Source organism: Bacillus sp. EB106-07-01-XG149 (assembly GCF_058791555.1).
Window position 1 is genome coordinate 823,377 of record NZ_JBYTDP010000001.1, and the last position, 25,634, is coordinate 849,010.

General features: G+C 34.1%; 23 protein-coding genes and 3 pseudogenes. 7 read left to right on the forward strand and 19 right to left on the reverse strand.

Annotated features, from left to right (window positions below):
• The first annotated feature begins 114 nt into the window (after nucleotides 1-114).
• The gene (gene trhA, locus AC3WTA_RS04185) at nucleotides 115-771 is read left to right on the forward strand and encodes a PAQR family membrane homeostasis protein TrhA (protein WP_000136877.1); all 657 of its coding nucleotides are present in this window, start codon (nucleotides 115-117) and stop codon (nucleotides 769-771) included.
• A 41-nt stretch (nucleotides 772-812) separates the two neighbouring features.
• Here trhA and AC3WTA_RS04190 read toward each other — a convergent pair whose 3' ends face one another.
• The 6 genes from AC3WTA_RS04190 to AC3WTA_RS04215 form a co-directional block, all read right to left on the reverse strand.
• The gene (locus AC3WTA_RS04190; protein ID WP_000616596.1) at nucleotides 813-1,532 is read right to left on the reverse strand and encodes a lysophospholipid acyltransferase family protein; all 720 of its coding nucleotides are present in this window, start codon (nucleotides 1,530-1,532) and stop codon (nucleotides 813-815) included.
• 111 nt (nucleotides 1,533-1,643) lie between these two features.
• Nucleotides 1,644-2,279, reverse strand: coding sequence for an FMN-dependent NADH-azoreductase (locus tag AC3WTA_RS04195; protein WP_000170043.1), 636 nt, complete (start codon nucleotides 2,277-2,279; stop codon nucleotides 1,644-1,646).
• Between the two features lie 219 nt (nucleotides 2,280-2,498).
• The gene (gene pbpC / locus AC3WTA_RS04200) at nucleotides 2,499-4,484 is read right to left on the reverse strand and encodes a penicillin-binding protein 3 (protein ID WP_001227227.1); all 1,986 of its coding nucleotides are present in this window, start codon (nucleotides 4,482-4,484) and stop codon (nucleotides 2,499-2,501) included.
• Between the two features lie 160 nt (nucleotides 4,485-4,644).
• Nucleotides 4,645-5,127 (reverse strand): dihydrofolate reductase, encoded by a 483-nt coding sequence (locus AC3WTA_RS04205; RefSeq protein ID WP_492332824.1) that lies wholly within the window; start codon nucleotides 5,125-5,127, stop codon nucleotides 4,645-4,647.
• 19 nt (nucleotides 5,128-5,146) lie between these two features.
• Nucleotides 5,147-6,103 carry a thymidylate synthase gene (locus AC3WTA_RS04210; RefSeq protein ID WP_000679600.1) on the reverse strand — a complete coding sequence of 319 codons (957 nt, stop codon included), beginning with the start codon at nucleotides 6,101-6,103 and terminating at the stop codon, nucleotides 5,147-5,149.
• 106 nt (nucleotides 6,104-6,209) lie between these two features.
• Nucleotides 6,210-8,792, reverse strand: a complete 2,583-nt coding sequence (locus AC3WTA_RS04215; protein WP_000955729.1) for an alpha-L-rhamnosidase — start codon at nucleotides 8,790-8,792, stop codon at nucleotides 6,210-6,212.
• A 184-nt stretch (nucleotides 8,793-8,976) separates the two neighbouring features.
• Between AC3WTA_RS04215 and AC3WTA_RS04220 the strand changes: the two genes are divergently transcribed.
• Nucleotides 8,977-10,440 carry a serine hydrolase gene (locus AC3WTA_RS04220; RefSeq protein WP_000034347.1) on the forward strand — a complete coding sequence of 488 codons (1,464 nt, stop codon included), beginning with the start codon at nucleotides 8,977-8,979 and terminating at the stop codon, nucleotides 10,438-10,440.
• Between the two features lie 129 nt (nucleotides 10,441-10,569).
• Nucleotides 10,570-11,853, forward strand: a complete 1,284-nt coding sequence (locus tag AC3WTA_RS04225) for a S41 family peptidase (RefSeq protein WP_000287839.1) — start codon at nucleotides 10,570-10,572, stop codon at nucleotides 11,851-11,853.
• Between the two features lie 41 nt (nucleotides 11,854-11,894).
• On the opposite strand, the gene AC3WTA_RS04230 is transcribed toward AC3WTA_RS04225, so the two are convergent.
• From AC3WTA_RS04230 to AC3WTA_RS04255, 6 genes and pseudogenes are all read right to left on the reverse strand, one after another.
• A complete protein-coding gene (locus AC3WTA_RS04230) occupies nucleotides 11,895-12,821 on the reverse strand; it encodes an aminoglycoside phosphotransferase family protein (protein ID WP_000849647.1) in 927 nt (308 codons plus the stop codon).
• Nucleotides 12,822-12,850: 29 nt separating this feature from the next.
• Nucleotides 12,851-12,960, reverse strand: a pseudogene (locus AC3WTA_RS04235) (aminoglycoside phosphotransferase); the annotation flags it as partial.
• 1 nt (nucleotide 12,961) lies between these two features.
• Nucleotides 12,962-13,597: an HAD family hydrolase gene (locus AC3WTA_RS04240; RefSeq protein WP_001174998.1), complete on the reverse strand. Its 636-nt coding sequence runs from the start codon at nucleotides 13,595-13,597 to the stop codon at nucleotides 12,962-12,964.
• A 106-nt stretch (nucleotides 13,598-13,703) separates the two neighbouring features.
• On the reverse strand, nucleotides 13,704-14,291 hold the full coding sequence (locus AC3WTA_RS04245) for a YpjP family protein (protein WP_001134411.1): 588 nt from the start codon (nucleotides 14,289-14,291) through the stop codon (nucleotides 13,704-13,706).
• A 282-nt stretch (nucleotides 14,292-14,573) separates the two neighbouring features.
• Nucleotides 14,574-15,773 (reverse strand): ABC transporter permease, encoded by a 1,200-nt coding sequence (locus AC3WTA_RS04250; RefSeq protein WP_000595452.1) that lies wholly within the window; start codon nucleotides 15,771-15,773, stop codon nucleotides 14,574-14,576.
• The gene (locus AC3WTA_RS04255) at nucleotides 15,766-16,476 is read right to left on the reverse strand and encodes an ABC transporter ATP-binding protein (RefSeq protein ID WP_000887839.1); all 711 of its coding nucleotides are present in this window, start codon (nucleotides 16,474-16,476) and stop codon (nucleotides 15,766-15,768) included. The genes AC3WTA_RS04250 and AC3WTA_RS04255 overlap by 8 nt, the downstream gene beginning before the upstream one ends.
• A gap of 153 nt (nucleotides 16,477-16,629) precedes the next feature.
• On the opposite strand from AC3WTA_RS04255, the gene AC3WTA_RS04260 reads away from it, so the two are divergent.
• Both AC3WTA_RS04260 and AC3WTA_RS04265 read left to right on the forward strand, forming a co-directional pair.
• Nucleotides 16,630-17,061, forward strand: coding sequence for a GNAT family N-acetyltransferase (locus AC3WTA_RS04260; RefSeq protein ID WP_000009770.1), 432 nt, complete (start codon nucleotides 16,630-16,632; stop codon nucleotides 17,059-17,061).
• 29 nt (nucleotides 17,062-17,090) lie between these two features.
• On the forward strand, nucleotides 17,091-17,618 hold the full coding sequence (locus AC3WTA_RS04265; protein ID WP_000181712.1) for an HAD-IIIA family hydrolase: 528 nt from the start codon (nucleotides 17,091-17,093) through the stop codon (nucleotides 17,616-17,618).
• A gap of 57 nt (nucleotides 17,619-17,675) precedes the next feature.
• Here AC3WTA_RS04265 and AC3WTA_RS04270 read toward each other — a convergent pair whose 3' ends face one another.
• The 6 genes and pseudogenes from AC3WTA_RS04270 to AC3WTA_RS04295 all read right to left on the reverse strand — a co-directional run bounded on the left by AC3WTA_RS04270 (nucleotide 17,676) and on the right by AC3WTA_RS04295 (nucleotide 23,083).
• A complete protein-coding gene (locus AC3WTA_RS04270) occupies nucleotides 17,676-18,116 on the reverse strand; it encodes a GNAT family N-acetyltransferase (RefSeq protein WP_001223855.1) in 441 nt (146 codons plus the stop codon).
• Nucleotides 18,113-18,586 carry an SAM-dependent methyltransferase gene (locus AC3WTA_RS04275; RefSeq protein ID WP_000493262.1) on the reverse strand — a complete coding sequence of 158 codons (474 nt, stop codon included), beginning with the start codon at nucleotides 18,584-18,586 and terminating at the stop codon, nucleotides 18,113-18,115. The genes AC3WTA_RS04270 and AC3WTA_RS04275 overlap by 4 nt, the downstream gene beginning before the upstream one ends.
• 87 nt (nucleotides 18,587-18,673) lie before the next feature.
• The gene (locus AC3WTA_RS04280; RefSeq protein WP_000848579.1) at nucleotides 18,674-19,372 is read right to left on the reverse strand and encodes an aspartate/glutamate racemase family protein; all 699 of its coding nucleotides are present in this window, start codon (nucleotides 19,370-19,372) and stop codon (nucleotides 18,674-18,676) included.
• Between the two features lie 146 nt (nucleotides 19,373-19,518).
• Nucleotides 19,519-20,721: an alcohol dehydrogenase EutG gene (gene eutG / locus AC3WTA_RS04285; RefSeq protein ID WP_001154377.1), complete on the reverse strand. Its 1,203-nt coding sequence runs from the start codon at nucleotides 20,719-20,721 to the stop codon at nucleotides 19,519-19,521.
• A gap of 52 nt (nucleotides 20,722-20,773) precedes the next feature.
• Nucleotides 20,774-22,213, reverse strand: coding sequence for a GntP family permease (locus AC3WTA_RS04290; protein ID WP_000424300.1), 1,440 nt, complete (start codon nucleotides 22,211-22,213; stop codon nucleotides 20,774-20,776).
• Nucleotides 22,214-22,421: 208 nt separating this feature from the next.
• A pseudogene (locus AC3WTA_RS04295) lies at nucleotides 22,422-23,083 on the reverse strand (HAD family hydrolase).
• A 190-nt stretch (nucleotides 23,084-23,273) separates the two neighbouring features.
• Between AC3WTA_RS04295 and AC3WTA_RS04300 the strand changes: the two are divergent.
• Nucleotides 23,274-24,071 (forward strand): lipid II flippase Amj family protein, encoded by a 798-nt coding sequence (locus AC3WTA_RS04300; RefSeq protein WP_000028920.1) that lies wholly within the window; start codon nucleotides 23,274-23,276, stop codon nucleotides 24,069-24,071.
• 31 nt (nucleotides 24,072-24,102) lie between these two features.
• Nucleotides 24,103-24,678, forward strand: coding sequence for a nucleotidyltransferase family protein (locus AC3WTA_RS04305; RefSeq protein ID WP_000155288.1), 576 nt, complete (start codon nucleotides 24,103-24,105; stop codon nucleotides 24,676-24,678).
• 39 nt (nucleotides 24,679-24,717) lie between these two features.
• On the opposite strand, the pseudogene AC3WTA_RS04310 reads toward AC3WTA_RS04305, so the two are convergent.
• Nucleotides 24,718-25,593 (reverse strand): annotated as a pseudogene (locus AC3WTA_RS04310) (alpha/beta fold hydrolase).
• Between the last annotated feature and the right edge of the window lie 41 nt (nucleotides 25,594-25,634).

Consider the following 25,634-nt stretch of genomic DNA (forward strand, 5'->3'; position numbering starts at 1 on the left):
CAAAAAAATTCAAAAATATAATCAATTATACAAATTTCATTTTCTATTGCTCTTGTGTATGATATGGTAAGGGAAATGACATATTATTTTATGATAGTAGAAAGGATTTGCATTATGACTGAAAAAATGACACGAATGACACATTTTGTGAAAGAAGAAATTGCAAATGCAATTACACATGGTATCGGTGCCATTTTAAGCATCCCTGCCTTAATTATATTAATTATTCATGCCTCTAAGCATGGTACCGCATCTGCTGTAGTTGCATTTACGGTTTATGGTGTAAGCATGTTTTTACTGTACTTGTTTTCGACCTTGTTACATAGCATTCATCATCCAAAAGTAGAAAAATTATTTACTATACTAGATCACTCAGCCATTTATTTATTAATCGCTGGCACATATACTCCTTTTTTACTGATTACGCTTCGCGGACCATTAGGCTGGACGTTACTCGCTATTATATGGACACTAGCAATCGGAGGTATCATCTTCAAAATTTTCTTTGTACGCCGCTTTATTAAGGCATCAACATTATGTTATATCATAATGGGATGGCTCATAATCGTTGCTATTAAGCCACTTTATGAAAATCTAACTGGACATGGTTTTTCACTACTTTTAGCAGGCGGAATTTTATATTCTGTAGGGGCTATATTCTTCCTTTGGGAAAAGTTACCTTTCAATCATGCCATTTGGCATCTTTTCGTTTTAGGTGGTAGTGCGATGATGTTCTTCTGCGTACTCTTTTATGTCTTACCTACAGCGTAATAAAAAAGGTTTCAGCTTAATGTAAGCTGAAACCTTTTTTATTACTTATGTAATTGTGATGCGATTACATCCTGTGTATGCTTCGTTAATTCTTTAATATCCATATTCGCATACTCTTCAGATGTAATCGGCTTCGAAATGGTTACTGTTGCATGAGCTGGTTTCATACGGTTTCCATTCGCTTCAAACATTTTATATGTCCCATCTAATGTTACAGGTAAGATTGCTACACCAGATTTTACTGCAAGGTGAAAACTCCCAGCCTTAAACTCTCCAATTTCGCCACCCTTACTTCTCGTCCCTTCTGGGAAGATTACGATAGAATGCCCGTTCTTTAACAGCTCAATTCCATCTTTAATTGCTTGAAGAGATTGACGACGATCATTACGAACCATAAATACACAATTCATAAGTTCCATCCAAGTTGGCACAACTGGAAACTTCTTAATCTCTGCCTTTGAAACGAATCCAATTGGTTTATTTAAGTAACCTAGTAAAACAGGAATATCCATATTACTCTGATGATTACTTACAACTAGTACCGGCTTATCTTTTGGAACATTTTCCAGACCATTTACTTCAATTGCCCCACCAGCGACACGTACCATTTTCTTACCAAACCAATTTGTCGTTTTATACACAACATTATCTTTTTCTTGTGGCGACATCGTATTTACTTGTCTTTTCAGACGCCACATTCTCGGTGTAATCGCAATTACGATTAAAATTAAATAAAAGATTTTAAAAAACGTTTGAATCATACAGAACCCCCACCTATTATCATTCCGTCCTTCATTATACTAGACAAACGAAGGAAAAAGAAGAAAAAATGTCCAAACAGCAAGTGCTTGGACATTTTTAAGTATTCTATATTAGAAACGTTTTGCTAATTCACGAGCATTAGCAATTGCTGCTTCTTTAATTTCTGGTGCTTTTTCAGGGTTTGCATTCATACCTTCAACTGCAATGTATTCAGTTTCATTTACACCAATGAATCCTAATACTGTTTTTAAGTGATTGCGGCCGAAGTCTACAGCTGCGTATGCTCCTTCAGAATAAACGCCACCTGTTGCTTGAATGTGAAGTGCTTTTTTGCCTTCTAATAAGCCAACTGGACCATTTTCAGTATACTTGAATGTTTTACCTGCGATTGCTAAGTTATCTAAGTATGCTTTTACTACTGGTGGATAGCTAAAGTTCCACATTGGAGTTACGAATACATAACGATCCGCATGCATAAATGTTTCTAAGTTTGTGTTCATTGCTGCAACTTTTTGTTGTTGAACTTCAGTTAAAGTTTCAAAGCCTTCACCTGCTGCAAATTTACCCCAAGCAGCGAATACATCTGCATCGATTGCTGGTACTGTAGTGTTGAATAAATCAATTGTTACAACTTCGTCTTGTGGATGTTCGTTTTTATAAGCCTCTATGAAAGCTTCCCCTACTGCCACTCCGAAAGAACCTTCTGCTGAATTTGGATTTGCTGTAATAAATAGTACTTTTGTCATTGTATTCTCTCCCTTTTACACATTTTATCTTTAATTTGAGATTTATATTTCGAAAGTAAATAACTTACCTTATGTAAGTATAATACAAAAAGTTGTGTTCAATGTCAATAAAAAATAGCTACTTTTTTTTCGTAAGTTAATAAACACTATCTTTTCAATACGTTTTTGGTGAAACAAAAAACTACCTCCACATTCCATGGAGATAGCCTTCATCATTTTCTATTTTTGAAACACATGTTTCACTTTTTCAGCCGGAATATTACTTCCGCCTCTACCTTTTACATCTTCAATCATCATTGTAATGACCATATCTGGTGAATTTAAATCAAATGCAGCGAACCAGCCTAGCTCTTTTCCTTCGGCCTCTTTTGATACTTTCAATTCCGCTGTACCTGTTTTTCCAGCAAGCGTCTTACCATCAATTTTAGCAATTTTCCCAGTGCCATCTGGATCATTAATTACTTTCGTCATAGCAGTTTTTAATATATCCTGATTGCCTTTTGAAATGACATTCTCTTTCCAAACTTTTGGCTGCTTATCTGTTTTAATAATGTATGGAGAAGGTATGTTTCCATCATTAACAATTGGTGCGTACGTTAATGCTAGATGGAGTGGCGTCATTAATACTTGCCCTTGTCCATAACCTGTGTCTGCCATTTGAATATCATTTTTAATTCCATCATTTGCGATTTTAGAAGCTGGGAATCCATATTCAATTGGTAATTTCTCATCGAATCCGAATTTTTTCGCTTCACTCATAAATTTATCTTTTCCGATTTTCAAAGCTTCTTGTGCGAAATAAATATTATCCGAGTATTTCATCGCTTTATCAAAATCAATCGGATTTGCATCTTTTACACGCGTTACATAATAATTACCCCAAGAAGAATCTTTTGTCCATTTGAGTCCTTCAATTTTCAATTCTTCTTTTGGATCGATTGTTTTCGTTTCAAGACCAATTGCACCTGTAATTGGCTTAAATACAGAACCTGGTACCGATAATTGTGTAAATCGATTCGTCATCGGTTTTTTCGGATCATTATTCCAAGCCTCGCGTTGTGCTTTTGATGTTCCTCGTGCAATTAAATTAGGATTATAAGCTGGACTACTTACAAGAGCAATTGTTTCTCCACTTTTCGGATTAATTGCCGCACTTGAACCAGCTTCTCCCTTCATTTCATTATACGTTTTTTCTTGAACAACACTATCGATAGTTAAAGTTACATTTTCTCCATCAACAGCATCTGTCTTCGCTAAATTTTTAATTTCTTTTCCCTGTGCATCTTCCATGAAGACACGGCCACCTTTTTTCCCGCGTAGCTGTTCTTCCAATACTTGCTCTAATCCAGCCTTACCAACTGGTTCATCGGCTTGATAGCCTTTCTTTTGAAGCGTTTTTAAATCTTCAGCATTTACTTTTCCGATATAACCAGTAAGATGCGCTGCTGCTTCCCCTAACGGATATGTACGAACATTTACAGGTTTTGCTGCAACACCTGGTAAATCGATGTACGTATTTTGCGTTGCTCCCTCAGGCAAAATTCCAATTGGTACGAGATACCCTGGTTTTACCCATTTCGCAGCTAGTTTTTGATCAATCTCTTCTACAGACATATTTAACAACTTCGCTACTGCTTCTTTCGTTTGCGGAGCAGTTTCATCTAATTTTTCTGGAACAATTCCAATCTCAGAAGCTTTCCCATTCGTCGCAAGACCTTTTCCATTACGATCGTATATTTCACCACGTTTTGGTTGTGTTGTTTGCATACGCACTTTACTATCTTTTGTCATACCTGGGAATATAAAATCAGGAGTCCAATCTATTTTCCAAGATTCTTTATCTCCATCTTTTTCTTTCACCATTTTTGCTTCATGACCAAAAGTGATTTTACCACCAACTGTATCCATACTTACTTTAAAAGGAACAGGACCTTCATCTTTTTTATCTTCTTTTACTTCCCCTGTTTCTACTTTTAAGTTTTTCACTTCAATGCCAGAATAAATTTTTTCATATTTCTCAGTGAACTCTTTCTTTGAAATATCTTTTTTTGCCTTTTCGGATAATTGATCATACATTTCTGCAAATTTTTGTTTATTCCATGCTTTTGTATATGTATCAAACGCTTCTTGTGGTTTTTCTTCTTTACCGCATCCAACTAACATGAACGTTAAGCAAAGAAAAAGAATCCCCCATATCTTTCTCAATCGATTCTCCTCCTCTTTCTATATGAATACTTTTGAAAATTTTAGCATTTTTACATGCTAGATTTCATTATAGCACTATTGAATATCATCTATAAACTTATATTAACGAATACAAATAAAAAGATTGATGTGAATTTCACATCAATCCTTATTATTATTGTTACTTCTCATATACATGATAATAGTACGTATACGGATTCTTTTCATCCGTTAAACCTTTTTCAACAAAAACTTCTTTCCAATTTGTCATATCCATTTCTGGGAAGAATGTATCTCCTTCAAATGCATGATGGATTTTTGTTATATATAACTTGTCTACGTAAGGTAAAAAGAGATCATAAATTTGTGCTCCGCCGAAAATAAAGATTTCCTCTTCATTTTTGCATAGTTCAAACACTTCTTCTACAGAATGTGCTACTTCACAACCTTCAACATGATACCCTTCATTACGAGTTACAATAATATTACGTCTTCCAGGCAGTGGTCTACCAATCGCTTCGTAGTTCTTTCTGCCCATAATAAGTGAATGGCCCATCGTTGTTTTCTTTACATACTGTAATTCACTCGGTAAACGCCAAGGTAAATTATTATCTTTGCCAATTACTCTATTCTCGTCCATTGCGACCATAAATGAAACAATCATTTTTTCATCTCCTCTACAATTATACTGCAACCGGTGCTTTAATTGCTGGGTGTGGATCATATCCTTCAATCGTTAAATCTTCCATTTCAAAATCAAACACAGATTTCACATCTGGATTTAATGTAAGTTTCGGGAATGGACGTGGTTCACGTGCCAATTGCTTTTCTACTTGTTCAAAATGATTCGTATAAATGTGTGCATCTCCAATTGTATGAACAAATTCTCCCACTTCAAGACCACATTCATGTGCGATTAAATGTGTTAGTAATGAGTAACTTGCAATGTTAAATGGAATTCCAAGGAATATGTCACCACTTCTTTGATATAACTGACAAGAAAGTTTGCCATCCGCTACATAAAACTGGAATAGCGTATGACAAGGTGGTAATGCCATACTTGGTACATCTTCAGGATTCCAGGCAGAAACAATTAGGCGACGGGAGTCTGGCGTTTTTTTAATCATTTCAATTACATCTTTTAATTGATCAAGCGTCTCACCAGCTGTCGTTTTCCAGGCACGCCACTGCTTTCCGTATACATCTCCTAAATAACCATATTTATTCGAGAAATCATCATCTTCTAAAACGTTCTTTTTAAACAATTCCATTTGCTCATCGTACTGCACTTTAAATTCCTCATCTTGTTGTGAGCGAAGACCGAAATCAGTCATATCAGGACCAGTATACTCATCGCTTTCTACCCAGCTCTTAAATGCCCATTCATTCCAAATATTATTATTATGCTGCAATAAATAACGAATATTTGTATCACCTTTCATAAACCAAAGCAGTTCACTTGCTACAAGGCGAAACGGCACTCTCTTTGTCGTTAATAAAGGAAAACCTTTACTTAGATCAAAACGCATTTGATATCCAAATACAGATACAGTGCCTGTCCCTGTACGATCTTCTTTCTTCGTACCATGCTCCATTACATGGCGGCATAAATTTAAGTATTCATTTTCAGCATGTTTCATATGTAGTAAAACCTTCTTTCAATCGTGTATGAAATTTATCATAACATGAAAAATAGTAAATTTAATCATCCTAATCAATAAAAAATATTTCTATATTAACAGAATTCTACCCCTTTATATTTTTACAAAAGGTAAATTTATAATCGCCTGATCCTAAATCCTTTTCAATGTTATGTTCTGCTTTCCAATTCGTTTCGTCTATCCGCAATGTAGTGCTTGTATTTGGTGGTACAGAAATCTTGAGAAAGGCTTGTTCATTTTCTACACGCCACTCAATCTTAATTTCTCCATAAGCTGTCTCACGTTTTACTCTAATCCATTCTAAATTCGAATCAAAATGTGGTTGTACATAAAAATGTTTATATGCAGGTTTTGTCTCATCCATTTCTAATCCAATAATATATCGGTATATCCATTCAACGATAGAGCCATATGCGTAATGATTATAAGAATTCATACTATCATTCCAAAGTGTTCCATCCTCTTTCACGCCATCCCAATGTTCCCAAATCGTTGTGGCACCTTTTTTCACTTGGTATAACCATGATGGATAATCTTCATAAAATAGAAGCTTACAAGCAAGGTCATGCCTGTTAAACTTGCTTAATATTAAATTCAAATACGGTGTTCCTAAAAAACCTGTTGTTAAATGATTTTTATTTTCTTTTAATAGCTCAATTAAGCGATTAAATACTTTCTCCTTCACATCATCTTTCACTAGTTCAAAAAGAAGTACTAATATGTGGGCTGTTTGGGTATTTGAAATTAACCTTCCATTCGGTGTAACGAAATCATTTTGAAACGCTTGAACAATATTTCCATGTAACTCTGCATAAAACTTAGCATCTGTAGTTTCATCTAAAATCTCAGCAATTCTTCGTAAAAGCGATGTAGAATACGCATAATAAGCTGTCGCAATAAAATGCTTGTCTGTTCCGCCTTCATATACATCTGGTTTCGTATCTAATGCAAGCCAATCTCCTAAATGATAGCCTGTATCCCATAAATACTCGTTCTCACCTTGTGAACGTATGTAATCTATATACTTCTTCATACTGTTATATTGTTCTTTTAAAATCGATACATCTCCGTAATGTAAATAATGAACCCACGGGCATATAATTGCTGCATCGCCCCAACCACCAGAAGTATGTAAATCAAAATCCGCTCTTTTCCCAAAAGCATCTGGAATAACTAAAGGCACAGCTCCATTAACATTTTGATCTAATGATAAATCTTGGAGCCACTTTTTAAAGAACAATTGTACATTCATAATTTGCGTAGCTGTCCCAATGAACATTTGTGCATCTCCGGTCCATCCAAGTCGATCATCTCGCTGCGGACAATCTGTTGGCACATCAAAAAAGTTCCCTCTTTGAGACCATTCCACATTATGATGAAGTTGATTGATTAATGGATTAGACGTTTCAAATTCAGTCGTTTTTTCCATATCCGTATGTAATACAATCCCTTCAAAATCTGCTATTTGAGGCGGCTGGGTTAATCCACTTATCTTCACATACCTAAAGCCTTGATATGTAAAATGAGGTTCAAACGTTTCCTCTTCTTCTCCTTTTGCTATATACACTATTTTTTGTTTTGCCTTTCGGAGATTTCCGGTGTAAAAACTACCGTCTTTATTCAATATTTCAGCATGATGCAATTCTATCTTTTGGCCAATATAAACATGACGGACTGTAAATTGAACCCAACCTACCATATTTTGCCCCATATCAATGAGCCATTCGTGATTCGGTAGTTTTGAAATAGAAATCGGTTTAATAATTTTCATTTTACGAATTGCTTCGTTTTCTTGCGCAACAAGTATTTGTTTGGAATGCTCAATTACTTCAACATCTTCTAGCCCTTGCCCACTTTCTTCTAGCCTAGCGTCGTAAACCTCCCCTTCATAAATTTCTGAATACAAAATTGGGCTTGGTATTACCTTCCATGTTTCGTCTGTTACAATTTTTTCTTTCGTTCCATCTTCATACGTTATATGTACTTGAGCAATTATCACACGTCTTCTACCGTAATAATTACGTACATGATGCATGGTAAGTGGTCCCTTATACCAGCCATTACCTACCAGAACCGAAATAGTATTGTGCTCACCCTTTAATAAATGCGTTATATCATACGTTTGATACAGTACTCTCTTATCATAACTTGTCCATCCAGGGGTAAAATAACAATCTCCAATGCGCTCTCCATTTATAGAAGCCTCGTATAATCCTAAACTTGTGATATATAAACGCGCTTTTTTAACTACTTTTTTAATAGTAAAATTTTTATTAAAGGACATAACTTGCGCTCGTTCTTTTTTCGCAGCAATCCAGTTCCCGCTCCAGTTATCTTGCCCTTGTAATCCAGTCTCCCAAAATGCTACTTCTGACCAAGATGATTCTTCTCCGTAATTATCCCATACCTTTACCCGGTAAAAATAACGCGTTTCCGCTCTGTATGAAAATGAATTGATTGGTATATGTAAACTTTGATCTGTTTCTACTTTTCGCGAATCAAACATTATAATTTCAAAATCTCTATCCTTCGCAACCTGCAATTGATAAGCAAGTTGTTTTACATTTCGGTTACTCGACTCAAGCAGCCAACTCATTTTAACAACTTTTGAATCTATACCTATCGGATTTTTTTTATTATCGCAAAGTACTCTCTTTATTGTTAGCACACTTCTTCACCATCTTTTCTATATCTTAATTTAAATTAATTATAATAAAAATAAAATTCTAAACAAATAATAATTTCATTCATTCTTACAAAATTATTAACTTTCCAAATTTATAAAGGTTTTCATTTTCTATTACCGAAAGTATAGTGCGGTAGAACAAAATTTATATTTGGAGGTTAGAAGTATGTCTAAAATTGAAACTCCTGTTATGACTTCTTTACAAACAACGGTTGAAAAAATGATGAAGGATTTAAATGTTCCTGGAGCTGCTGTAGCTGTTATAAAAGACGGTGAAGTTATTATTTCAGAAGGATTTGGCTATCGAAATTTAGGGACAAAAGACACTGTTACACCGAATACTCGGTTCGCAATCGGTTCCTCAACGAAAGCTTTTGGTACACTTTCATTAAGCTTGTTAGCACAACAAAATAAGTTTAATTGGGATACTCCTGTCCAGTCTTATATACCTAACTTCTCTTTATCTGAACTACTTGCTAGCTCACAAGTTACCGGACGAGATTTAGCTTCTCATCGAACTGGTGTAAGCCGTCATGAGGCTCTTTGGTACAGCTCTTCCTTATCTCGAAAAGATCTCGTTGAAAAAATAAAACATTTACAACTTGATGCACCGTTCCGCACAGCATTTCTTTATAACAACTTAATGTATGCAACAATTAGCTACATTGTTGAAAACATTACGAATCAAACGTGGGAGCAATACGCTACAGAACATATTTTAGAACCTTTAAATATGAGACATACAAATTTCTCTGTTACAGATTCACAAACTACAGATGATTATGCTTTACCTTACATTGAAAATGAAGGTGAAATAAAAGAAGTTCCATTCCGCAATATTGATACGGTTGGCGCTGCTGGTTGTATTAATTCTACAATTGAAGATATGGCCAATTGGGTCCTTCTTCACTTAAAACAAGGGAAATTTGGAGAGCATGAATTAATTTCTCCTGAATTATTACAACAAATGTATACACCGCACAATTCAATTCCAGATCAACCGGTTTTATCACTACCTGAATCTCCATTAAATAGTTACGGCCTTGGTTGGTTTATTAGCGCTTATCGTGGTAATAAGGTGATTCATCATGGTGGTAATATTGATGGATTTTCAGCGCTTGTTTCATTCATACCAACAGAAAACATAGGCCTTGTCATTTTAACGAATGCTGGAGGTACATTACTACCTACTTATCTCGCTAATCAAATTTATGACGAACTACTTGAATTAGAATCCATTGATTGGCATAAACGTGCTGTAGAAGATACTGAAAAAATGAAGGAAATGATGAAAGAAGCAACTGAATCCATTCCTGAACAAATTAAAGGGACTACACCTTCTCACAAGTTAGAAGATTATACCGGTACTTTCGAGCATCCTGCATATGGAACATTACAAGTATACAAACGAGATGAGTCGTTATTTGTAAAATTTATGGAGATGGAGATGGACATTCAATTAGCGCATCATCATTACGACATCTTCTCTGCAAAAGTTGACTTATTCCAAATGAAAATGAGTTTATTATTGGCTTATGAAATGAGTGTTAGTGGTGAATTCCCATCCCTTCAGTTACATGTACCAGCTATGTTAAGCACGCAGCCGCTTGCATTTAAGAAAATTAAATAAATATTTTAATAGAGGGAAGATAACACTTCCCTCTATTTCCCTTTAAATTATCCATCCCAAAAAAAGGATAATACGTAAAGGATACAGAATTCTATTATTCAACTAATTAAATTACCAGGAGGAAAAGCTGTGTACACAGAAATTTCCAAAGAAATTGTTTCGATTACTCATCACGATTATTCAGGTTGTATAGATAAGGAAGGATGGGACGATCCTGCTACTTATTTACAGACAGTTGAAAAACTAGAGAGACAAGGAGAACTAACACCAGTACAATTTACTGAAATTGTACGTGATTACTTACTAGACTTTAAAGATAATCATATGTTTTTCAAAATGCACTCTAAAAATCAACCTCTTAACAGTGTTGGCTTCCAGGTGAAAAGATACGAAGACCGCCTATATATTACATCCAATTCACAAGAAATAAGATTGAAAAAAGGACAGGCTATTCTAGCATTAGATAATATGAAAATTCCAGAGTTATTAATAAAATATAAGAAGTATTTAAATGAGAATACATATGAACGTGAAAAATGGGATTATGTTTTATTAAAATCATCAAATTGTACACTTATAAATGAAAATGGCGTAACCGAAACCATTACTTTACAAAAGTATAAACAAAGCGAATATACGCCTATTTATTCATTTAAACAGCAGAATAAAGATACACTCTTAATTACTTTGACGGATTTCGCAAATACTGATGCTATTAATAAATTATTAGACTTACATAAAGATGAGCTTAATACTTTTCCGAACTTAATAATAGATGTGCGATTGAATCGTGGCGGGAGTGATGATGCATTTTTTAAATTACTTCCTTACTTATTCGAAGACAAAGAGATTTCCCTTTTAGATTCTTCAGATACAATGCAATTAAATCATACAGAACAAAACTTTCATTTACGCATGAAAGACATCGAAATGGAAGATTATGATTCTTTAGACGAACTTTCCAAAATATTCACAGATATATTTATTCAAGATTTAAAAAAGAATTATAAAAAAGGATTCGTTACATTTGATACTTCTGAGTTACCAAAAGAACTTCAATCATTAAAAATACACGGACGAAAATCACCTTGTAGAGTAGTTATATTAACAGATGTTACATGTGGAAGTTCTGGTGATTCTTTTGTAGAAGTAGCAAAAAAATCATTGAAAGTAAAAGTAATAGGTCGTCCTACTGCTGGTTTAAATGTTTATTCTAATTTAGCGGTAATGGAATGGGCTAATACATTCGCACTTTACTACCCTACTTCACGGCTCTCTATTATAGATAAAGGCGAAGGAATGTCCGGAATTGGTATACAGCCGCATATACATATCCCGTGGACTCCGGAACATCTACAAGAAGATGTTGATTTAAAATTAGCATTACAACTGCTTCAAAACGAAGAATGGTAAAAAAATAAAGGGAGATGTGAATCACACCTCCCTTTTCTATTTCATATTAATTTTTCTGGTTGAAACCAAATTGGCTTTAATGACTCAAAGTCTTTATGATCTTCTAAAACTATAGTAAGACGCTCTAACGTATCATCTAACATATGCGGTGCTGCTCGTAAACTCCAGACAACTGAAGAGAAAACCGTCATGCCAACGTAAACCGCATATAATTTCCAAAACTCCTCTGGTATTCTCCCGTTAAAGTATCCTTCTATTTGTCCGATTGAATACGGAATACTAATGTCCCTTGCAAATAGTGCAATTTTTACGAAATCATGAAGTGGGTCGCCCCAATCGTAGCCATTAAAATCAACAACACCTACATATTTCGCATCACGTACAATTATATTTTCTAAATGAAAATCATCGTGTTGAAATCGATTTGGGCGGTTTTGTAAATATATTTCATTTTCATCTATAAACTTAATGATTTTATCATCTTTTTTTATTTTTATTCCACATGTTTTATATGCCTCTACATATTTTCGATGTTTTTTCATTGCTCTTTCATACCATGGAAGGATATCCTTAGGAGCTTCATATGTATGCATTTTTGCTAAATCTTTTCCTGCCTCTATACCAATTTCATATTGTTCTTTTGGTGAATACGTAGGCAATAGCTTCTTCGCATCTTCCCCTTCTAAATATGAAAAAATGCCATAGCATAAACCTTTTTCTGCCAACAAACCCATTTCAATTGGTTTTTGTGCTTGCACACTACGGTTTTGCATTTCATTTAAAATTTGAAACTCTATTTTCTTTCTTTCATACTCTTTCATATCGCCTGTCCGCAATAAATATTTTTCGTTATTCGCACACGTAATTATATATTTCTTATCTGGTGAGAAACCTTTGGAGATTTCTTCAATATTAACTGCATCCTTTACTATTTGTATATTGTTTTGCCATGCTGTAATTGTCTTCATATATACTCCCCTTACATTTCGACATTTGGTGTATACGCTACTTCTATTATAAAACCATTCGGATCGTAAAAAGAAATGGGCTCCTCTAATTTGCTACCCAAAATTCAATATGATGAATACCTGCTCGAAGTGTATTCATATTAAGAATACGCCCCTTGTACTACTTGTACAATTTCCATCGGTGTATTGACCATATAATCTGGTGCATCTTTTTTCACTGTTTCAATGACATCATATCCCCAAGATACCCAAATTACATTTACCCCAGCCTTTTTACATGCTGCTACGTCTCGCTGTTCGTCACCAACATATAACATATCTTTCTCTGTTATCTTTTTGGATTTTAAAAACCGTTTTATCATTTTATCTTTTCCGAACAAATTTTTTGAACAATACACTTCTTGAATATTTTCTATATCATTATTGTGTAAAAATGCTCGAATATGCTCTTCTGAGTTCGATGATATGACTGCAATTCCGTAGCCTTTCTTATGTAGTTCATCTAATACATCCTTCATCCCATGGAACAAAATGAGATCTTTTATAGCAGGTTGATACAATTTATAAAACTCTAATGCTAATATCGGTAGTTTATACAGTGGTACATCGAGTTGTTTACATCTCTCCGGCATCGTTAATTTACGTAAATACTCAATTTCTTCTTCCCTTACGGTTTTATATCCATGCTTTTCAGCAAGCTGGTTATAAATTGGTACAAATATATTTTGTGAATCTACTAATGTGCCATCAAAGTCAAAAACAATATATTTTTGCATTCCCATACTCCCTTACTTCTTTTTTCCTAAACCTATTTTATTCAACAATATAGTTGTCTTACCCTTCTATAAGCATAAAAAAGAACAAGATTTTCTCTTGTTCTTTTTAAGAAAGCCATTTTGGCGGTACATTCGTATTCCAATAAATATTTCCTAACTCATGGTGTCCTGAGTACCCATCATCAAATCGATGATAGTGGAAATTAAAATAGTAACCATCTTGCGGTGGATGATCTCTTCTTACATGAAATCGCAATAAGTCATTTCCTGATTTCGTGTCATACACATGAAAAATCTTTTCATTATTTCCGCCAGCTGGCCTTTGAGAAATCGCTAATGATTGCAGCGAATCTTCTGGTACATCATTGGCAAGCTCAGCAATTGCCTCTTCAATTTTCGGTAATATTACATCTTTAAACTCATCTTCAATTACTGGACCAATTTTAGTGCCAAACTTTTGCATCGACTGCTTCTCTGCTTCTAGCATTGCATAAGTAATAAAAGTATCGGTGGTTAACCTGTCATTCGTTTCTTCATATGTATAGGACGTACTCTCCAAATTTTGTTGCCCAGCTGTACTCGTAGGCTTGTCCGCAGCTTTGGCATTATCAAGCAATATGGAAGGAGGCGTCACTAAACCAAATGTAAATACGGTAATTAATGCGACTAAGGTTTTTCTAAACCAATTTGGCATTTATGTTCCCTCCCTTTCACTCATTATATTTTATATAACGGTTGTTTCTTCTATTATACAAAATGATTGTAATTTTTGCACTTTACAATTTTGTTAACGTTCACATATTTTTCACTTGAATATGAAATTGTAAGATTTCATACAATATAAGTACAACAACAATGAGGAGGCAATCAGATGACTTTAGATGTCATGTATTCCGCCGCAAGCATACTCGTTTTAGTATATTTCCTTTATCAATGTGTAACAGATTAAAAAAAGAGCCATTTTCCGGCTCTTTTTCTATGGTAAAAATACAATCCAACCAATCCATACTATAAAAATAATCCCAGCAATTACAGTAGGTAATAAATAAAAATGAGAAAGTATAACTATTCCATACAAAAGCAGTACTGGAAGTAATAAATAGCGATCTGCCTTCCATCTTAACAGTAGTAATTTTCCTTCATCACAATATAAATGAAGAAACATTTTTTTCGTAAATTCATTCCAATAATCGCGCGCATAACGAGAAATTGCAACTAAAGAAAATACAAGAATAATAGCTACAATCCACCTCGGACTCATGATAATACTTACAGTACTTATACATACAATTTGAATATAAAATATTCGTGCACTACTTGTACGGAAAAATTCTTTTAAAAAGGATTCAACAATACGAGAATCTTTTTTCTTCCCTAAAAACTTTTTAGAACATGGAAACATCCACGGCTTTTTATTCGAACTACTCGGTTTAGCCGCATGACCACCAACTTGCATAATCCCACTCGTCCAGCGCATACTTTCTTCTTTCTCTTTCTCAACTTCTTTAAAAAAGCAATTTTTATAATTTAGTTTTTCTTTTATCAATACGATAATTAATAAAACTGCTAGACCGATACATAGTATAGAATAAAAGGAATTTTTATAAATAAGAAACAGACTCAATCCAAAAAAGGATAGACTTATAGAAAATATCACATTTTTTACAATCCATAGTAGCCATCGTTTCCCCACACGTATATGAATAAATCTCGTTAACAACGACAACATAAATCGAAATGCAGTAAAAAATAGCCAAAATAATATGATTTGTACCTGCGCCACTCCAATACTTTTCATCAACACTGGTAACATAGCAACTACTACCACTACATTCGTTATCGCTATTCGAATTAACGTATATGTCATGCCATACTGGATTAACTTTTGCATGTGAGCGGGATAAGAAATTAAAAATAAACTATCCGCTTGTTCAAAAAATGAGCGAACTCCTCTAGAATATGTAATCACATAAAATGCGAGTAAACCTAATCCGAAATAAACTGTCTCTCCCATCGATAATTCTTCCATCCATAGTGAACGATAATAAATCCCTATAAATATAAGTGCAGGAATAATAATATATAGTGCAACCGTCCAATCAGTTATAGAACGTATGGACTTCCATTTACGCCCAAGTTCATGGCGCAATCTTTTATAAAATTGTTGTTTAATCATGCTGTTCACGCCTTACTATTACATCAAAGCAGTCTAATAATGAACTCCCTGGCATTTCTGCTAACGCTTGGATAGATTCTAGATTTCCATCTGCGACTAATGTACCTTGTGAAATGAGTAAAAATCTCTCACAAATTCTTTCAGCTGTGTCTAATACGTGCGTACAAAGTAAAATACCTGCGCCACGTTCTTTTTCTTTATATAAATAACTTAAAAACTCTTTCGTAGCTACTGGATCTAAACCGATAAAAGGTTCATCAATGATATAAAAATCTGGTTCAGTTAAAAATGCCAAAATGAGCATCGATTTTTGTTTCATACCTTTTGAAAACTTTGATAAATACTCATGTTTATGTTTATCCATTCGAAACATATGTAATAACTCTTCTGCTTTTCTTTCCCAGCTTCCTACTTCGTTCTCGCGAGCATCCATTAATAGTTCGATATGTTCCCAAAGCGTCAAATAATCATAATATGTCGGGTGTTCCGGCACGTATGCATAAGGATTTTTCTTTTCACCAAATGATATTTCACCATTCATATTTACAAGTAAACCGAGCATCGTTTTAATCGTCGTACTCTTCCCAGCACCATTCGCACCAATAAGTGCAACTAATTCACCTTTTTCAATTGAAAAGGCAATATCATGAATTGTCTTTTCCCCTATATCATATCCGGCAGAGCGAATATTCACGTCTAACATACATTCCCCTTCTTTCCATTTCCAATAAAATCAAGGAAAAGAATAACAGATAACTATCTATATATCATTATAAAATATTTATTTTCATAGCAGGAATACATACTTTTTAACAGAATATTTAATGTTTGATTACATTTTATTGGAGTGGATTATATGTCTTTTCAAATTCGCGAAGCTACAATAGACGATATAGATGCACTTTGTTCTTTAGCGAAAGAATTAAAAGGTTCTTCTATTTCCTATGAAGATATGAACAACCGATTGCAATTCGTACAAATGAGTCCTTTTGATTTTTTATATGTTTATGAGGAAGAAGAAACCATATGTGGATTACTTGGGTTTCGTATACGTGAAAATTTAGAAGATATAACTCGTTATGGGGAGATTTCAATTATTAGCGTTAATTCTACAATACGACGGAAAGGCATTGGACAAGTATTAATGGATTATGCAGAACAATTAGCAAAGACACATAATTGTATCGGCACATGGCTAGTCAGTGGAACAAAAAGAGTAGAAGCACATCCTTTTTACAAAAAATTAGGATATGAAGTAAATGGATATCGATTTGTAAAACATTTTTAAACTACTTATAAATGGAAAGGACTAAAACTATGACAAACATCGAAGCTATTTTTATTGATCGTGACGGTACAATTGGCGGTGACACTACAATACATTATCCAGGCTCTTTTACATTATTTCCTTTCACAAAAGCAGCTCTGCAAAAACTAAAAGCTCAAAATATAAAAATTTTCTCTTTCACAAATCAACCAGGTATCGCAGATGGGATAGCGACTGTAGCTGATTTTGTAAAAGAATTAGAAGGCTTCGGTTTTGATGATATATACGTATGTCCTCATAAACACGGTGATGGTTGTGAATGCCGTAAACCAAGTACAGGTATGCTGCTGCAAGCGGCTGAAAAACACGGACTTAATTTAACAAAATGCGCTGTAATTGGTGATCGCTGGACTGATATCGTTGCAGGAGCAACAGTACATGCGACAACGATATTAGTTCGAACAGGCGCTGGATATGATGCTTTACATACGTACCGAGACAAATGGGCACATATTGAACCAAACTACATTGCAGAAAACTTTGAAGATGCTACAAATTGGATTTTAAATCAACAATAATACAAATTAAAAGAGACGTTTTCACAATGAAAGCATCTCTTTTAATCTTATATTTTTTTAAAACGTTAATTCATAATGGAAATAACGATTATCTCTCAAATAACCATTTTCAGCGTATAATCGCTGTGCTGATAAATTATCAATCTCCGTTTGTAATTTTACACCTTTTGCACCATTTTCTAAGGCAAATTCTTTAGCAGCTTCTAGTAATTTTTTACCTGTTCCTGCTCCGCGCTTAGTGGCTTGTACAAATAAATCATTTAATATCCATAATTCTTTCATCGAAATGGAAGAAAATGATGGATATAATTGTGTGAAGCCAATATATTCACCGTCTTCAACTGCTACAAAAATAACGGATTCTTTTCTCTCTATTCGATTTCGCAAAAATCCTTTTGCTCCTTCTATATCGGAATCTTGTCTATAAAACATACGATAGTTATTAAAAACTGATGCTAGTCCATCTAAATCTGCAATTGTTGCCTCATATATTCTCATTTTACTCCATTCCCCTTCCAATACTCTCTCATTATATCTGTTGCCCATTTAGGCTGTACAATTTCTTCTTTCGGCATAAACTCTTTCATTATCGGCTTTATATCCAATATAGGGGTGCCATCAATAGCATCTAATCCCTCAACAATAATTGATTTACCTTCTCTTTTGATCACCTTTACAATTGTGGTTCCTATGCGATTCGGACGATTTTTCCCGCGCTGTGCAAAAATGCCTACTTTAGGATAATCATTATTATTTCTAGGATGTCTAGCAAAATATTGAATTTGTTCATCAGTTACTTTATGAAAATAAAAAACAACTTCAATATGAGAAAAATCTTCAATCCCTTGTATACTTTCCTCTGTATATATTTCAGTTAAAGTAATATAGGATCTTACTTCTCCCCACTCATCATCTTTTATTTCCTTTCTTTCATTATGTACAAATGCGATTGGTTGAACTGAAAACATACGCATTCCCCCTTAAATGTAACCACTTACATTATAAAGTATTTTCAGAATGTTTTCCACAAACACGAACTAGATTACATAATATAATTATGATCTATTTCGTAAAGCGAAATTAACTGCTTCAACTGCATGTATATGAGTTGTGTCAAATATCGGAACTGATACGTCTTCCTGCTTTATTAATAATCCTATTTCTGTACAACCTAATATGATTCCTTGTGCCCCTTCTTGTACTAGCTCTTCTATAACTATTTTATAATACTCTCTAGATTGAGATGTTATCTTTCCTAAACACAATTCTGTATATATTACTTCGTTTATCTTTTCTCTATCCTTTTCTGATGGAACCATTACTTTTATACGATTCTCTTCTATGCGTAATTTATAAAAGTCTTGCTCCATTGTATATTTTGTTCCCAGTAAACCAACCGTTTGAATATCTTTCCTTTTAATTTCTTTCGCAGTTGCATCAGCGATATGTAAGACTGGAATATGAATATTCTCCTTTATTTTCTCAACTACTTTATGCATTGTATTTGTGCAAATAATTATAAAATCTGCTCCTCCCCTCTGTAACGAATATGCCGCATTTCCTAACATTTCTCCTGCTCCATTCCAATCTCCGTTAGACTGGAATCGCTCAATCTCTTCAAAGTCCACACTATGAATCATACATTTTGCTGAATGTAACCCTCCCAATCTCTCTTTTATTTCTTCATTTATGATTCGATAATATTCAGAAGTTGATTCCCAACTCATACCACCAATTAAACCTATTGTTTTCATTAACCCACCCACCTTATACTGTTTTTTAAAACTAATCACAACATTTTATTATGTATATTATACACAATAAAACAAGACTTTACGTTTATAATATAAAGTCTTGTTTTAACTATTTCCAAGGAAATTTTTATAAGAATATTCTGAAATTAACTTTCTGATGTTTTTATAGAATCTTCATATTGATAATGAAAACATTCTCGATACAACTGTTTAATTTCATCATATGATGGCACACGTGGATTATTTGCTGGACTTCCACTTTCAATTGCATCTGATGCCATTTTAGAAATAGCTGTTTCAAATTCAACTTCACCAATTCCGTATTCTTTTAAATTTGGAATACGAAGATCAAAACAAAGTTTTTTTATTTCCCTCAGCGTGTAGTCGGCTACTTCTTCATCACAATAGGAATACAAATCTTTATTTAAACAACGTCCAATATCCGCTAGTCTTTTTACTGCACTAACTTTTGTATATTCTAAAACTGTAGGTAATAGTATTGCATTCGATATACCATGTGGTACATGAAATAATGCTCCTACCGGCCTTGACATTCCATGAACTAACGTAACAGATGCATTGGAAAATGCGATTCCAGCTTGTAAGGAAGCAATCATCATCGCTTCTCTTGCCTCCATATTCTCTCCATCCTCATATGCAATACGTAAATATTTCATAATACCTTCAATAGCGGAAAGAGCTAGTACATCTGTAAGTGATTGTGAAACTTTAGAAATATATGCTTCGACTGCATGACATAATGCATCTATCCCTGTTGCTGCTGTAATATGGGGTGGTACCGAACGCGTTAAAATCGGGTCAATAATCGCTACTTGTGGGGTAAAACTCGGATGTTTCATCATCATTTTTACATCTGTTCGTTTATTCGTAATTACTGCTACACTTGTTACTTCCGATCCAGTACCAGAAGTTGTTGGGATTGCAATTAGTGGTAGCGGATCGTTTTCTATTTCCATATCTTTTTGGACGTAATCTTCCACTTCTCCACCATTTGTATATAACACCGCAACTGCTTTCGCAGCATCAATACAACTTCCACCACCAATACCGATAATAAAATCACACTTTCCTTCTTTACAAAGTGTTAACGCTTCTAACACGTGTATATTTGTAGGCTCAGCATTTACTTTATTATATGTAATAACAGTTATACCTTTCGTATTTAATTGTTGTATACACCTCTCAACATATCCTAAATCCTCCATAATTGTATCCGTAACTATAAACGCTCTTTTCCCCAACTTCTTAGATTGTTCCCCCAGCTTTTCAAGCGAATTTCTTCCATATAATACAGACTTCGGCATACGAAACTCAGCAACATCTTGCAAGTACTCCACCCCTTCTTACCCTAATTTATATTTTAGTTTATAAAATATCGACTTAATAAATTCCTGTTGCAGTATAGAATGCAATTACTAAAAATACAGCAACCGTTTTCAAAATTGTAATAGCAAAAATATCTTTATACGACTGTTTATGTGTTAAACCTGTGACTGTAAGAATAGTAATAATAGCCCCGTTATGTGGTAATGTATCCATTCCTCCCGATGCCATTGACACGATACGATGCATTACTTCTAATGGAATATCAAATTGATTGGCCGCTGCAATAAACTTATCTCCCATCGCACTTAAAACAATTCCCATTCCTCCTGATGCAGAGCCTGTAATTCCAGCTAAAATATTCGTCGTGACCGCTCCATTCACTAGAGGATTTGTGAATGTGGCAGAAATGCCGTCTCTCATAATCGCGAAACCTGGAAGTGCTGCAATTACCCCACCGAATCCAAACTCAGCACCTGTATTCATCGTTGCAAGTAACGCTCCACCAATACTTGTATTTAATCCAGCTTGAAATCCTGTTACTACTCGTTTCCAATATAATAATAACGTTGTTACAATACCTATAATAAGTGCCAATTCTACTGACCAGATTCCAACTACTGCACTTAATTCTACTTTTCCAAATGCTTTCATACCAATTGCAGAAAAATCAAAACCATTCGGATACCACTTCGGTATCATAATAGTAAAAACTTTATTCATTACACCTACTAAAATAAGTGGTATAAAAGCAATCACTTGCTGTACTCTTGTAATTTCAATACTTTTAAGCATCGGCATATCTTTTTGTTCTACTTGCAAAGAAGCTGCCATTTCAGTATCCCCATCGTTAAAACCAAAATACCCTTCTCCTGCTGCCTTCGCCTTCTTACGTCTACTCTCTAAATATAGTAAACCTAACGTAAGTACAAAAATTGCCCCTACAATACCAAGTATCGGCGCAGCATAAATGTCCGTTTTAAAAAATGTTGTAGGTATTACGTTTTGAATTTGTGGTGATCCAGGTAGCGCATCCATTGTAAACGTGACTGCTCCAAGTACAATCGTTCCAGGGATTAAACGCTTTGGAATATTCGCTTGTCGAAACAGCTTAGCTGCGAACGGATATACAGCAAACACTACTACGTACACACTAACGCCACTATACGTTAAGATAGCACCCATTAATACAATCGCTAAAATCGTACGTTTTTCACCAACTAACTCTATAATTGTCTTTGCAATCGAGTCCGCAATTCCTGACATTTCTACTACTTTACCAAATATTGCCCCAAGTAAAAATACAGGAAAATATAGTTTAATAAAACCTACCATTTTCTCCATAAAGATATTCGAAAAGAAAGGTAATACAAAACTAGGCTCTGTCAAAAATACCGCAAATAATGCAAATATCGGTGCAAATAAAATAACAGAAAACCCTCTATATGCTACAAACATTAGTAAACTAAGTGCTAATAATATAATAACTAGCTCCAATTATACCCCTCCTTTAAACAGAAAATTCAAACTTTTATAGATAAACTTCTACTAATCTTTTGATTCTGACATCCCTCCTCTTATTCATACAAATTTTTCATGCTGAAAATGTCTAATTATACATATTCGATTACATATGAAAAATCCCTTTAAACATAAACGATTTCATCGTCATACGTTATAAAGGGATTGTTAGTCTCTACATTTACTACTTTACCAAACTATTTTCTAAACAAAAATGATGTAGTTCTTTTACATCATTTACTATATGAGTCGCACCAACTTCAGTCAATTCTGTTTCACTACCATAGCCATATAAAATACCAATTGAAGCAATCTCATTATGATTCGCACCGATTATATCGTGTTTTCTATCTCCAATCATAACAATTTCTTCTTTATTAAGTTCTTCATTTGTTTGTAAAATATGAGCAATGATTTCTTCTTTTTTTCTTCTCGTACCATCTAAATTACTTCCAATGATACTTTCGAAATAATTCTTTAATTGAAAATGCTCTATAACTTGTTCAGCAAATATAGTAGGTTTTGAAGTCGCTATAAATAAACGATTTCCGGTATCTTTTAATCGTTTTAAAAGATTTGGAATACCCTCGTATACATTATTTTCTAACAATCCACGTTGCTTTACATACTCTCTGAAATAAAAAACAGCTCTTTCACTTCCCCTTCATTCATATTGTACCTCTCTACGAATGATTGTTGGATGGGCGGACCGATAAATGAGTCTAACTCATTTACATGTAATTCTTCAATTCCAAGCTTTTTTAATGCATACAATACTGAATTTACAATTCCTTCTTTCGGATCCGTCAATGTTCCATCTAAATCAAATAGAAATGTTGTATACACATTTAACCCCCCGCTCCTATTTACTTTACATATTATATGGAAGGCTTTTTCATGGCCACCTTTTACTATACTATCATTATTTATCTTTTCGAAATTTTTTCTTCTATGTCACATACTTTCAGTTACAAAATGTAATACATATGATAAAGTAAAAAAGTTACAATTATTTTAATAGAAACTGGTGAATCTAATGTCAATTACGTTAATTGTTATAATGGCTTTCACAATTGTTATTCATGCGGTTGAAACAAGCTCTTATAGTATTCGATTAGCTGGAGTGCGTTTAAAGAGAATTGCTGTTGCTTTGTCTGTCGTAGGCATGGTGTTACTCATTTCAAGAACATCTAACATGCTACAAGCCTTTTTAATCAGTGGGTTTGTCGATGAGGCAAAACGAGACGCATCCATTAATTTAGAACATATTATACGGCTCGTTCTATTATCCGCCTCTGTCGGTACATTGATTGCGATTATACTGTATCCAACTTTAACCAAACTATTTGGATATGTCATTCAAAACTTTGAAACAGACGGTTCTTTCATTCGAATGATGAGAACAAATAACATTCAAAAATTAAAGTACACAAAAAAATATGTACGCTTCCCAAAATTAGAAATGATTCATAGACTACGCATTGGTGGTATTCCAAAACGTATTATGCTTATTAACATGTTTGCTACTGCTATTTATACAGCTGGTGTTCTTTCAGCCCTATACGCTTCCTTTTTACTTCCAGATTACGCAACAAAAGCTACTACAGCTTCTGGCCTTATTAATGGGTTTGCTACTATTTTATTAACAGTGCTGCTTGATCCACGTATCGCTCTTTTAACAGAGCGAGCTCTTCAATCAGAAGAAGGTGCAGAAGCAATGAGTAAAATGTATGGCTGGCTAATGATTTCTAGACTTTTTGGTACGTTATTAGCACAACTATTATTCATACCAGGTGCTTACTGGATCACATGGATTATTAAACTGATGAATTAGTCCTCTATAAAAATAGTAGGTGGGATAACAAATGACTATACAAACAGAGCAAGATATAATTCGCTTAATAGAAAACGACGAATGGATGATGAACGTATTACAAATGGCAAAATCACTAGAGTTACCTGATTGGTGGATTTGCGCCGGATTTGTTCGCTCTAAAATTTGGGATACTTTACATAACTATGAAGCTAGAACAACTATGCCTGATGTTGATGTAATTTATTATAATAGTCTACATAAAGATGAGATATACGAACAATCATTAGAAACGAAATTAAAGAATATTGATGCTACTATCCCTTGGTCGGTAAAGAATCAAGCTCGTATGCATGTGGTGAATAATATGCCACCGTACTCTTCTTCTGTTGATGCTATTTCTAAATTTCCTGAAACAGCAACCGCTTTAGGGGTTACATTAGACGAAAAAAACAAAGTTATATTAACAGCCCCATGCGGTATTGAAGATGTTCTTTCCTTACAAGTGAGACCAACAGCTCCTTTTCTTGAAACAAAAGAACGATTACATATATACAACACTAGAGTTAATAAAAAGAACTGGCAAAACAAATGGCCTAATATTACAATCACTTATCCCAAAATGTAAGAAAAGGAGCTTCGCATTACACGAAGCTCCTTTTCTACTTTATTTCAAAAACTGAATGACTATTTCAGCAAATCGATCTGCTTCTTCATAATGCGGTGTATGACCACTCTCTTCAAATACAATATAATCCCCATTTTGAGCATCTTTATTAAATGTTTCAATTTGTTTTTCACACGTTACTACATCATGTTTTCCTACAATTAATAACATTGGATTTTGTATATCTTGTATCTTAGGTAATAATGAAGTATGAACTGCTCCTTCTACTTTTAATCTATCAAAATGAATTTTGGAGCGATTTGAACATACTTCCCACTCTTCATCACTATACAAACTCTCGTCTGTCATATCTTCCTTATAATTGTAAATCTCCATTCTATTTTCTTCTAATTCATTGCTTAGTCTTATATAAGCTTCTAGCAACTCTTCTGAAGTAGCATTGCTAGATGAATAGGCGATGGACTCTTCTGCTACTTCTTCTTTTCCATACTTTTTTAATAAATGCCCTGTCTTTTGTAACAAAGCTCTACTTGTTAATGCAAAATCGAAAGTTGGCGCTTCAAATATGATTTTCTCTATTGAACTTGGATATATCGACGCATATAACAATGCTACATATCCACCGAAAGAATGTCCAATGACAGACCATTTCTCAATTTGTAATACTTTTTTTAGTTCCTCACAGTCTTCAATCAAATCATTTAATCCAAAAGCTTCGTCCTCAGTAATTTCTTCTGAGCGACAAACACCTCTTTAATCTATCATTATTACATATAAAGAATCTTTTAAACGTTCCGCTTGATGAAATGAAAAATCATAGCAACTTTCTCCTGGTCCACCATGCAAGTATAGGACTGGTTTATTTTTAAGATTTCCATACGTTTCAACGTATAGCTTTTTCCCTCTAATGTTCATGTATTTCCCTGTTCCTATCAAATTCGCCTTTATAATCATCA

Coding starts and splice junctions, on each gene's coding strand:
- AC3WTA_RS04265 (WP_000181712.1), top strand. CDS start 17,091: ATGACAAACATCGAAGCTATTTTTATTGATCGTGACGGTACAATTGGC.
- AC3WTA_RS04190 (WP_000616596.1), bottom strand. CDS start 1,532: ATGATTCAAACGTTTTTTAAAATCTTTTATTTAATTTTAATCGTAATT.
- AC3WTA_RS04305 (WP_000155288.1), top strand. CDS start 24,103: ATGACTATACAAACAGAGCAAGATATAATTCGCTTAATAGAAAACGAC.
- AC3WTA_RS04245 (WP_001134411.1), bottom strand. CDS start 14,291: ATGCCAAATTGGTTTAGAAAAACCTTAGTCGCATTAATTACCGTATTT.
- AC3WTA_RS04205 (WP_492332824.1), bottom strand. CDS start 5,127: ATGATTGTTTCATTTATGGTCGCAATGGACGAGAATAGAGTAATTGGC.
- AC3WTA_RS04195 (WP_000170043.1), bottom strand. CDS start 2,279: ATGACAAAAGTACTATTTATTACAGCAAATCCAAATTCAGCAGAAGGT.
- AC3WTA_RS04230 (WP_000849647.1), bottom strand. CDS start 12,821: ATGAAGACAATTACAGCATGGCAAAACAATATACAAATAGTAAAGGAT.
- trhA (WP_000136877.1), top strand. CDS start 115: ATGACTGAAAAAATGACACGAATGACACATTTTGTGAAAGAAGAAATT.
- AC3WTA_RS04220 (WP_000034347.1), top strand. CDS start 8,977: ATGTCTAAAATTGAAACTCCTGTTATGACTTCTTTACAAACAACGGTT.
- AC3WTA_RS04280 (WP_000848579.1), bottom strand. CDS start 19,372: ATGAAAACAATAGGTTTAATTGGTGGTATGAGTTGGGAATCAACTTCT.
- AC3WTA_RS04240 (WP_001174998.1), bottom strand. CDS start 13,597: ATGCAAAAATATATTGTTTTTGACTTTGATGGCACATTAGTAGATTCA.
- AC3WTA_RS04250 (WP_000595452.1), bottom strand. CDS start 15,773: ATGATTAAACAACAATTTTATAAAAGATTGCGCCATGAACTTGGGCGT.
- AC3WTA_RS04260 (WP_000009770.1), top strand. CDS start 16,630: ATGTCTTTTCAAATTCGCGAAGCTACAATAGACGATATAGATGCACTT.
- AC3WTA_RS04275 (WP_000493262.1), bottom strand. CDS start 18,586: ATGTTTTCAGTTCAACCAATCGCATTTGTACATAATGAAAGAAAGGAA.
- AC3WTA_RS04300 (WP_000028920.1), top strand. CDS start 23,274: ATGTCAATTACGTTAATTGTTATAATGGCTTTCACAATTGTTATTCAT.
- AC3WTA_RS04255 (WP_000887839.1), bottom strand. CDS start 16,476: ATGTTAGACGTGAATATTCGCTCTGCCGGATATGATATAGGGGAAAAG.
- AC3WTA_RS04210 (WP_000679600.1), bottom strand. CDS start 6,103: ATGAAACATGCTGAAAATGAATACTTAAATTTATGCCGCCATGTAATG.
- AC3WTA_RS04270 (WP_001223855.1), bottom strand. CDS start 18,116: ATGAGAATATATGAGGCAACAATTGCAGATTTAGATGGACTAGCATCA.